Below are 11,112 nucleotides of genomic sequence, written 5' to 3'. Positions count from 1 at the left end.
TACTCATGTTGCTCTTGCTACTCACTACCTGTGACTGCTTCCTCCGGGACCATCCGTCCCAGTATCAAGCTGTCCGGCCGGCAGGGGGAACCTCACGCTGATGCTCACATGAGGTAGGTGTATCCGACGGTCGGTTCGTGTCGCCGGCCAGGCCAGTGCTGGCATGGTTCTCCTGGTGGCCCGACCGGGCTTGAGCTGGCCTCCTTCAGCTCTCTTCGGAGAGCGAAGCTCGCAGGGTGTCCAGGGAGAGTTGGCCCTCTGGTGTGTCCGCCAGCCAAAATGTCCAGCCATTGGCTCCAGCACCGACTGCGTTGGCGGCTCCGGAGGGTGTGTCGTGGGCTTGGCCGTCGATGATGATGCGTCCCTGGTCGTCGACGACAGCGGTCTGGTCGTAGTCCTCCCAGGCGGGAGTGAGGACGGTGCCTTCGTTGATCAAGCCGGCGTCCAACAGCTGCGACAGCTTGACTCTGCGGGAGGGGACTGTGCTTGTGGAGCGTTGCGTGGGCACGGTTGCCGTCACCTGGTAGACGGGGTGGTAGGTGGCGTTTTCCAGCTGCAAGAAGGCGTCCCGGACGACCTGCGCCATGAGGGTGCGGCGGGCAGAGAGGAAGGATTCGAACCCCATCGATGGCCAGTCCTCCGGCAGGGCGTGCAGGTAGAGCTGGCGAGCCAGGGCCTCGGGGGGAATTTTTTTGGCGGCCAGCTGCTGGGGCCAGTAGTCCGTTGGCGCCTGGTCGGAGATGGCGATGTTGTCGGTCCATTCCAGCAGTGCCATGTTGGCGATCTGGTTGATGCGCGCGGTCTGGGTGATGCCGAGGGTCTTTTGTAGGTACTTGCGGGGGAAGAGGTGGTGGCGTTCGACGCCCTTGCGGGCGAGGACGGCCGGGTCGAGTCGGGTGCGCACCTTGGTGGTGGACAGCAGGACATCTGCGTCCAGGATGTTCAAAGCCGCGATGTAGGCGAGCAGGGCAGGGGACTTCGCGGCGGAGCTGTTGAGCGCGTTGGGCAGCGTGATGCTCCAGAAGTCGGAGGTGAGAGTCTCGTGGACCACCCGGTCCAAGGCGGTGGTGAAACCGCGCGGATCTGCGGGCTTCAAGTCCCGCAGCAGGGCCAGATCCTGCTCCATCTGGGTTTCCACGGAACCGGAGTAGCGGCCCGTGAGCTGTGCCATGAAGAACCAGCGCGCGATGGTCGAGCGCAGTTGGTCGATGGGGACGGCGTGGTGGACGCGGCCGATGAGCCAGAGCGCGTAGCTGTAGAGGAGCGTGTTCTGACTGGAGATCATCTTCTCGCCGCGGAAGCCGGCGTGCTCTAGGCAGAGGAAGAACTCGTGCCAGTGCTTGAGGTCGAGGACGTGTTCTTGTGCCTGCTGCAGCAGTGCGAAGCGTTCTTCGCGCCGTGCCGGGGACAGTTTGCCGGTGTTGTCGCGGCCTCGTAGGGCGGCGTAGACCTGCTTGAGCACCGCGGAGTCCAGGCCGACGGCGGCGACGACGCGCAGCAACTGGGGCGGCTTGGGCCTGATGTACCAGTTGAAGGGTGACGCGCCTTGGATGGAGGGGACCCGGGATTCTCGGCAGAAGTCCTCCAGAGCGCGCCGTCCGTCTTCCCAGAAGACGGAGGTGAGCGTGAGGATGAAGTCCGCTTGGTCGAGCTTTACGCCTTCACTGTTGATCCGGACGAAGATTTCCGCGACCTGTTCTTCGTCGATGTCGGCCGAGAGCACGACACCTTTGAAGGGGTAGCTCTCGAGGTCGTGAAGGCGGTCGAGTGCATCCTGGATGTAGTCTTCTTCGTCCTCGGCCAAGGGGCGCTTGTCGTTCAGGCGGGCCAGGAAGTCGCGGATGACCTTGCGGCGTCCAGTGGCGGTGTCCCACAGGACGCCGATGTCGGGGAGGTACTCGGGGTCCTTCTCGATCGCCGCGTCCGTGACCGCGAAGGTGGCGTCGGCAGGGCGGAAAGCAAGCCGGATCCGGGTGGAGCGGTAGTCCTCCCTCATGACCGGAGTGCCGGTCATGACGGCGAAGAGGGAGGTGAGGCGCTGCTGGCCGTCGACGATGAGCCGGCGAGCGGCCTCGGGTTTGCTTCCTTCGCCGATCTGCCGGGCGCCGGGTTCGACGCCGGTCTCCCAGAAGAGCAGGTATCCGACCGGGAACCCCTTGTACATGGAGTCGAACAGCTCACGTGCCTTGGCCGGCTCCCATACGTAGGGCCGTTGCAGGTCGGGCAGAGCGATCTCGCCGCGTCGGATGTCGGTGATCAGGTCGGCCACTTGGTGGGTGGTGTCTTTGACCAGCACGGTGGCCATCGACAGGGCCTCCTTTGACGCGGCAAGGACGGGCTACGGAACGGGTTGTTTTGCGGTTTACCGTGGGGGTCAGTCGGCCACAGCGAGGAACGGGCTGGGCTGACCGGTCCAGGTGATGGCGAGTTGTTCACGGGCGCGGGTGGCGGAGACGAACAGCAAAGAGCGCTCACGCTGGAGGTCGCGGGCGTACTGCAGGTGGTCCTCGGCCTTGTCGATGACGGCGTTGGGCTGGGGGACGTAATCGGCGCTGACACCCACGATGGCCACGGCCCGGTACTCCAGGCCCTTGATGCGGTGCATGGTCAGGACGTGGACGCCGGCGTCGGCCGCGGGGGCCTGCCGGGACTGGACGTGCACCGCGCGGATGCCTGCGTGGGCCAGAGCCTGGGCGGCGGCCTCGGCAAGCGCGTTGGTACGGGCCACCACGGCGATTTCGTGGTCCTGGATGCCCTCCTGCTTCCAGCCGCCGATCCGCGCGGCGAGCGCCTGGAGTTCGGCGGCCTGCGTCGGGTATCCGGCGAGTTCGGGGGTGGCTCCTTGGAGGACGGAGCGGTAGCCGCCGAGGTCCTCGGTGCCGTCGTCGAGGTTGTCGAAGTCCTCGCCACCGAGCAGCCGGAGCGAGGCGGCAAGGATTTGGCGGGTGGTGCGGTAGTTGAGGGTGAGCCGCTTGGAGCGGCCGACGACGTCGATGCCGTGGCTGCGCAGCGAGGTCTTGTTGTCGTAGATGCGCTGGTGTGCGTCGCCGACGATGAACAGGTCGTCTTCGCCGGCCGGGACGAGGGCGCGCAGCAGTTTCCAGTGTGCCGGGTGGAGGTCTTGGGCTTCATCGACGACGATGTGCCGGTAGGGGCGGGCGTCGTCGCTCCAACCAGAGGCTATGCGGGCGGCCTGGGCGGCGAGCTGGGTGATGCCCACGGCCTTGTCACGGTCCAGGCGCCGTTCGAATTCCTCGATGAGGCTCCACACCTGGGCGCGTTGCATCCGGTTGAGGCGTCGGCCGCGTCCGGCCCTGCTGGCGGCGAAGTACTGGTCGCGGCTGCGGACATCCTGGGCCAGGACGACCTGCCTCCACTCGGCGTCCAGGAACCGGCCGTCCCAGAGCAGCTTGTCTTGTTCCTCGGCGAGTTCCTCCCAGCGTCTGCGGATCTCGGCGTCGTTGAGGGTGTGAAAGCTCTTGGCGCCGAAGGCGTCCTTGACCGTGCCGTAGGCGACCTTGTCGATGTTGCGGACGTCGACGCGGGCGGTGAGCTGGGTGCCGCCGAGGTCCTCCAGGAGGGAGCGCAGGAGGTCAGCGAGGGTGGTGGTGTAGGTGGTGAGCAGGATGGCCTGGCCGGGGGGCAGCCGGTCGGCGAGGGACTTGACGCGGTGGAGGGCGACGACGGTCTTGCCGGTGCCGGGACCTCCGGTGACGCGTACGGGGCCCTTGTAGGGGGTCTTGCGTTCGGCGAGGGCTCGCTGTGCGGGGTGCAGGAAGACGCGCCAGGCGGACAGCGGCTCGGTCATGATGCGGCTGAGGGCGGCGACGTCGCCGGTGACGACGAAGGCCTCCTTGGTGGCGGGGCGTTCGTTGGCGGCCTCGTAGTCCTGCGTGTCGACCTCGTCCGGGGTGGCGGCGGGGGCGCTGATCTCCTCCCAGACCTTCTGCACGCTCCAGCCGTCGGCGAGGCACAGGATGACGTCGCGGGCGAGTTTGGGCAGGTGCTCGACGAAGCCGAGTATCGCCTCTTCGCTGTGGATCTCGCGCAGGGCCGGGATGATGGCCGGGTTGACGCCGAGTTTCTCGAAGTCGGCGTCGGAGACGTCGGCGAAGACGGAAGGCGCCTGTTCCGCTGCCGTGGGGACGGGTTGGCCGCTGAGGGTGCCGGTGAGGCTGCCGAGGTTGATCACCTCGATGCCACCGGTGACCTTGTTGATGTCGAAGATGATGTTGGAGGCGAGGTCGTAGGCCTCGTCGTGGGGCTTGACCGCCACGAGGTAGTAGATCTTCTGCGAGTGGTGCATCAGCACGGCCCGATAGTTGTCGTTGACCCGTGCGGTGCGCACCCGCGCGTCCTTGGCGCCTTTCGGGGGCTTGAGGTTGAGCCCCTTGGTGTCCTTGTTCTGCTGCATCTTCATGATGAACTGCAGCACCAGAGGCTGGACCGATCCGTCGAGCGCGTCGTAGGACTTGCCGAAGGTGTCCGCCATGATCACTGTCGCCCCGGACATCAGCATCTCTCCAAACGCTCGATCAACTCATCCGCCGTCACGCTCTGCGCGTGCGCCACATGCCATCCCGCCGCCGCGAAGGCGGCGTCGCGGTGCGCGTCTTGGTCGACGAAGACCGCCACCCTGCCCTCGGACCAGGCCAGTTCGGCCTGGAAGGTGCCGTCGTCCCACTCATAGCCGACTTCCGGTACGTCGATGCAGTGCCGGTGCGCCTTCTGGGCGAGCTCGGCCAGCAGTTCCTGCACTTGGGGCGAGGCGTACTCCATGGCCTGGGCCCATGCTTCCGGCAGCTTCTCGGGAGCGCCTGCGGTGGTGGGCAGTGCCCCGGCGAAGAGGGCGACTGTGTGGGGGTCGACCTGATCGGCGGTGGAGACGGCGACCTGCTGGAAGAAGCGCGGCAATTCGTCGGCGCCGCTGGGGACGAGCAGTTGCAGCAGGTTGGACCAGCGCAGCCAGTCCGCCCACCGGGCGCGGTGGTCCGGATCGGTGAGGGTGTCGGCACGGTCGTCCAGCACGGTGAACACCGACCAGGCATGCATGCTGGGCCGCTTGATCGTCGGTTCCGGGCGGTAGTCGAGGAAGCCGACGATGCGCAGTCCGCCGGTGGTGCGGACATCGATCGCGCCGGCGTCCCCGGCCGTCTGGGTGGGCAGCGGGGTCGCGCCGGTCAGGATCCCGGGCAGCAGTTCGCCCAGCTGCGCCCGGGTGACCGGGTGTCGCGAGGTCGTCGCGTAACCGGCCAGCAGCGCCGCTGCGCGCCGCGACCACCGGGAGGGGGTGGGATCGGCGAGGAAGGCCAGCAGCGTCTCGAGGGGATTGCGCAGTGCGGGCTCGAGAATGTCGTCGGCGCCGGTCGCTGCGAGCACCTGTCGGTGCACCTTCTGGGCCGTGGTGAGCAGCGTGTTGCCGACCAGGGGGGTGGACGCGGCTTGGGCTTGGCGTCCGGGGGCGGCTTTGTCGACCGCTTCGGTCCATGCCTTGACGTCTTCCCAGGTGAATTGCCACACGTACGTGCCTGCGGCGCGCAGCGCGGTCCGCTTGGCGGCGTCGTCCGCGATCCGGTTGATGTGTGTGCTGGCGTGGTAGGCGTAGCCGTCCAGGAAGACGGCGATGCGGGTGGCCGGCCCGTCGGTGCGGGTGAGCAGGTAGTCGGGCTCGCTGGGTTCGGTGGTGTGCTGGCGGACGTGGTCCTGCAGCAGCCAGCGGGTCGTGGCGCCCTCGGGCCCGGTGAAACGCAGTTCGTACTCCAGGCCCCGCTCCCCCGCCCGCGGTGTCACGGAGCCGCACTCCTCGGGCCGGCTGCCCCATTTGACGAGGGTGCGCACGAACTGTGCCTCCAGCTCGCTGTCGGCGAGCTGGTCGATGCGCACGCCGGACAGGGTGTCGACGCGGTCGGTGGCCCACTCCTGCAGGAGTTCCTCCAGCAGTTCCTTGGCGACTCGCAGGGAGACGTGCGGGTGCTCGCTGCTGGAGGCGTGCGGCAGCAGGCAGCGGTGGCAGGGCGTGCGCTGCCCCTCCTTTTGGCAGGGGCAGTCGCGCAGCGCGGCGTAGGCGAGGGTGAGCACGTGGTGCAGGACGGCCGGGTCGGCGAGGTGCTCGAGATAGCCGGTGCCGCCGGGCATGGAGTCGTGCAGCACCAAGAACCGGCGGCGCAGGTCCTCGGTACCGGACGGCATGGAGTCCTCGACGATCCGGATGTGGTCGGGCGCTCCGCCGAAGTGCTGGGTGATGCCGAGCAGCAGGGCGGCCTTGAAAGAGGCGAGCTTGGTGTCCAGGTCCATGGAGGAGAACGGCAGCAGGATGCGCAGTGCCTGGGTGGTCAGCTCATGGGCCAGCACCAGGCGGACCACCGGCTCGGCCGTGATGCCGTCGTCGCGGTGACTGCACCAGCCACTGTGGCGTGTGCCGATCCGCTCGGCGACGGGGTCCCAGGCTTGGGGGTGCGCGCCGCGTACGGCGCCGCACTCGGGGCAGGTATCGAAGCCGGGGACCTGCTCTTCGCTGCCCGCGATGGTGTGCTCGGGCCCGGAGCTGGCGGCGGGGCCGAGGTTGAGGGTGCGGATGGTGGCGACGCGGGCGAACTCCACGCCGAACGGCACGCTTCCCCTGCGCCGCCAGGCGCGCAGGCCCTGCGGCTGGTCCGGGTCGATGTCCACCAGGGTGACCATGGCGAAGCGCCGCTGCTCACGTTCGTCGCGTTCGTCGGTGAGCCGGGCGTCCTCGCGCCGCTCACGGGCGGTGACACGCTCGGGCACGAGAACGTTGTGGACCGCGCCGGGGTCGGCGATCCGCGGGGTGCGGCAGCGCGGGCAGGCCGTCACGGCCAGGCCGGTCTCCTCGGTGGCGACGAAGCCGCACTCCGGGCACAGTCGCCACTTGGCGTACGCGGTCTGGCCCTCGCCGGCGGACGAGCCGAGGTCGAGGCCGTTGACGATGTACTTGTAGCCGTCGGTGTGGAAGAAGTTGCCGGGAGCCAGCTCGGCGAGGGCCAGCCGGGCGCCGCGTCCGTACTCGGTCAGCTGCTCCTTGAACTCGCCGTCGCTGTCCTTCCACCACAAGGTGGCGTCCAACAACGTGGCGTCGTCGTGCAGGGTGTAGTTGGGCAGCAGACCGAGGCGGACCATCGCGTTGATGGAGTTCTCCGCGATCAGCGCATCCCGTCGCCTGCGCACCGACGTCTGCTCGGCATACAGCTGGCGGCGTAGCGCATCGCGGTTGGCATCGCCGGTGGCGGTGGCGAGCTCGTCGAAGGCCCGGCCGATCTGCCGCAGCCGGGCGGCCAGGGCGTCCACGCGCTTGCGCCAGGCCGTCGCGGCGGTGGCGACGGCCTGTTCCAGCCCGCCGGTGGCGAAGACCTCAACCCCCTGCTTCGCCACCGGCGTCATGGCGGGGAAGAGCAAGGTGAAGGCGTCGGCGAGTTCAGCGTGCCGGGCCTGGGCGACGTCCAGGAAGCGACGGAACCAGCCGTCCTCGGCAAGACCGCGTCGGAACAGCTCCCCGATCCGCGGCGGCATAGGCCGCTCGGGGATGGCGGTTGCGTCCCACAGACTGCGGTCGGCGGCCCGGTCCAGCAGGAACGCCAGGTACTGGCGGTGCAGGATCTCGGAGGCATCCAGGTAACAGTCGGGCGGAATGATCCGCCCCGCCAGCATCTGCTCGGGGGCGTGTAGGTAGTACTGGTTGCGGGCGCCGCGCGGCACGAAGGTGACAGCGAGCGAGTTGCCGGTGCGGCGGCCGGCCCGGCCGATGCGCTGCGCATAGTTCGCGGGCGCGGGCGGCAGCGAGGCCAGCAGGACCGAGGACAGGTCGCCAATGTCGATCCCGAGTTCCAGGGTGGGCGTACAGGTGAGCACGTTCGGGTCGAAGGCGGAGGCCCGGTGCTTGAACGCCTGCTCGACCTCCTCGCGGCGGGTGCGGGTGAGTGCCCCGGTGTGCTCGGCCGTGAGCACGTCCCCCGGCCGGTCGACCGAGTACAGGTGCCGGTAGTAGTCCTGGGTGTAGTCGCGGTCGTCGGGCACGAAACGTCCGCCGCACTGGAAGCGCAGGCAGGGCGTGCCCAGCCAGGCGGCCTGGCGGCCGGGCGGCACGGTCTGCCGCCAGGTACAGGTGTCGCAGCGCACACCGCAGTCGTTGACGCCCGGGCCTCCGCTGCTGGTGGCGGTTGCCTCATCAGCGAGGCTGTGGATGAGGACATGGCGGGGCCGCAGTGCATAGACAGTGGCGCCGCCGTCGGCCGGGTAGGTCGCCAACACCTCACGCTGAGCGAGGAGTTTCATCGCCGCAGCAACGACGGCTCGCGCTTCCTTGCGGTCGCACCCGAGCACCCGGTGCCCCCAGTCGGCGAACCAGGTGCCGTCGCGGTTCAGGGAGTCGAAGTCGGTCCGTCCGGTCTTACCGGAGATCGGGAAGGTGGGTGCCGCCAGGCCGCGGGGGAAGGCCGGCATGCCGACCGGACGGCCGCCCCAGATCGGCCAGCGCCGGGCACCTGCCTGCTCGATATACGTGCTCAGCCACGGGTGGTACAGGGCGCCACGCAGCCTCATCCGCTCCAGCAAGCCGCTCACGAGGACCAGATAGTCGGCGTCGTCAGCGGGCAGGGTGATCTGCCCCGGCAGACGCTGGTGCATCTCCCGCAGCAGGCCACACACCGCCTCGGGTTCGGGCAGGTACACCTCCGCGGCAGCGGTACGGGTCAACTCCAGCGTGCGGCCCAGACGGGAGCGCAGGCCGAACTCCAGAAGAGTCTGGAAGACCATCCGGCCGTGCAGCATCTCCTCCCCCGCCTCGCTGAAGCTGTCAGAGCCTTCCAGGAGGGTGCGTATCTCCGGGTTGTCGCGCAGGTCCGGCGGCACGATGGAGGCCAATTGCGCCCTCTCGCCCTCCCCCGCGGCCTTGACCACGGCATCGGCGGCGTCGGCGGCCAAATCGTGCACGGCGACGGGCGTACCGGGCTTGAGCTGCGCGGTGAGCAGACCACGGAAGGTGAAGCCGAAGCTGCGGTTGGCGATGAACGCGGCTCGGTGGGTGGCGTCCTGCACCGAGTCGGTGAAGACCAGCAGCTTGCGCTCGTTGCCGGCAAGGCCCCGATCGGAGAACAGCTGGGTGGTGGTCACGGACGCCAACGTGGCGGTCCCCGCGCCCAGGAACCGCATACCGTCGTCCAGCCCGCACGACGGGCACCGGTCACCGGCGCTGGCGGGCACGGGGCCAGGGGGGGTGATGACAGGGACCGTCTCGTCGGTGAGGACGGTGCGCAGCGCCTGGTCCTCCGCATGGAGGTGGACCACCGCCTGCTCCCCGGGCCGGGCGCGCAGCATCCAGCGCACGGCCCGGTTGCCCTGGGCGGAAGCCCGGTAGATCTCCAGCGGCTTGATCTTCAGCTGCTGCCACTCCAGATCCGTTGACAGCGCGGCCCATCCGGAGCGCCCGCAGTGGCGGCAGTAGACCGCGGGCAGGTGGGCCCGGTAGGCCGGTGCGACAACCCCAGCCTGAATGCCACCCAAGGTCGCCACGTCTGCCGCGGCATCGACCTCGGCCGGCGGATAGACAGCGAGGTTCGCGGCATTGGGTGGGGTGTCACCGGTCGGGCCATCGTCGTCGAACCAACGAAAGTGCGGCTCGGGCGTGGCCGCCCGAATGACACGGCGTACCTCACGGACCCACAGTTGGGCTTCCACCCGCAGGAACGGCATCAGCCGACCGGTGTCCGCATCGAGGATGCGCGCCTCCGACACCAGGGCCAGCAGCCGGGTCAGGCCCATCGCGACCAGCGGCATATCGGTGCGGGCTGCCTCGTCCCACGCGGCACCACCGCCACGCTTGGCGAACTCGCGGGCGATGTCGGGAACGGTGACCGGAGTCGCACCAGCGACGTCCAAAAGAGCCTTGATGAGGTTGTGCTTACGCAACGCCAGGCCGAGGGCGATGGGATCGGCATGATCCAGGCCCACGACCAGGCGGGCCAGTTCGTCCAGCGCCGAACGGTCATCGAGGGGATCAGGAACGGCCGCGAGGTCCGCCGGGGTCGGAAGCGGCAGGAGGAAGTCCGGTTCGGCGACGAACTCGGCAGGCGTCTGCCGGTCCTCACCGATCAGGGCGCTGTCCGGGAAGGGAGTGCCGAAGATCTTCTCCGCGAACTCCAGGAGCAGTTCCCGGTCCGACTTCTCCGGACCATTCAGCGTCGCCTCGTCAGTGAATGGGCCCCCGCCGAGCGTGGCGGACGTGGCAACAGGGGTGATGGAGCCGAGGGGGCACTCGGGGCGGGCAGCACGCGTGGCCGCACCAAGACGACGCAGCAGCATAGCCACGTCCGTCCCCTGAGCGCCGTCATAGGTGTGGAACTCATCCAGGACGACGTACGTGAGGGAGTCCGTCTGCCACAGCGGGACGTCGGGGATCCGTTGGAGGAGCAGGTCCAGCATCTTGTAGTTGGTCAGCAGGATGTCCGGCGGATCCGCGCGGATCGCGTCCCGATCGGTGATCAAACGGGTGACGGACGGGTCGCCAGCGAGCGTCGTGGAACCGGTGTCACGTCCGTATGTGGCGGGATCGTTCCCGTCCTCGTCCTCGGCAGGGCGACCGGAGGTGCCGCCGATGTAGATGCCGGCAGTAACGTCCCTCAGGGCGGCGTTCTCGGTGAGCAGTTCGTCGATACGCCGGGCCTGGTCATCGGCAAGAGCGTTCATCGGGTAGAGGAGCAGCGCTTTGACGCCCCTCTGGCCAGCGGCGCGGGCGCGAGCACAGTGATCCAGGATCGGCATGAGGAACGACTCAGTCTTCCCGGATCCAGTACCCGTAGTGACGATGGTCGGCTCGGGGGTGTGACCGTCCTTGGTGGAGAGGCGCCGCCAGGCAGTGGCCTGGTGGGTGTAGGGCTTGAAGCCCTTCGGCCACCAGTCCAAGGCCTTCTCCCAGCCAGGCGCGGCCTCGCGAAACGGCGTACGCACCCGAAGGTAGGGACCGCGAAAGAGTCGGCTCTCCGGCCGTTCGAGGAACGCCTCGAGTTCGTCGCGGACGTCGTCGTCGGCGAGCGCGAAGCTCGTCGTCAGGTACGCGGCGAGGGCACGACGCAGATCCTCGACGGCCAAAGAGGGAAGCAT

3 protein-coding genes are annotated in these 11,112 nt (G+C 68.6%); all 3 read right to left on the bottom strand.

Translation table 11 applies throughout. The features are described 5' to 3' along the window. Positions 1-205: 205 nt before the first annotated feature. The 3 genes from ACIBJF_RS42170 to ACIBJF_RS42160 all read right to left on the bottom strand — a co-directional run bounded on the left by ACIBJF_RS42170 (position 206) and on the right by ACIBJF_RS42160 (position 11,112). Positions 206-2,305: a DUF262 domain-containing protein gene (locus ACIBJF_RS42170; RefSeq protein WP_399182223.1), complete on the bottom strand. Its 2,100-nt coding sequence runs from the start codon at positions 2,303-2,305 to the stop codon at positions 206-208. Between the two features lie 69 nt (positions 2,306-2,374). Continuing rightward, positions 2,375-4,513, bottom strand: a complete 2,139-nt coding sequence (locus tag ACIBJF_RS42165) for a UvrD-helicase domain-containing protein (RefSeq protein WP_399182221.1) — start codon at positions 4,511-4,513, stop codon at positions 2,375-2,377. After that, complete coding sequence (locus tag ACIBJF_RS42160) at positions 4,513-11,112, bottom strand: DEAD/DEAH box helicase (protein ID WP_399182220.1); 6,600 nt, start codon at positions 11,110-11,112, stop codon at positions 4,513-4,515. The genes ACIBJF_RS42165 and ACIBJF_RS42160 overlap by 1 nt, the downstream gene beginning before the upstream one ends.

Origin of the sequence: Streptomyces sp. NPDC050743, assembly GCF_044456925.1 — a bacterium.
Classification (GTDB): domain Bacteria; phylum Actinomycetota; class Actinomycetes; order Streptomycetales; family Streptomycetaceae; genus Streptomyces.
The sequence above is the reverse complement of the archived record's forward strand: the minus strand, read 5'-3'. Positions and strand labels throughout refer to the sequence as shown.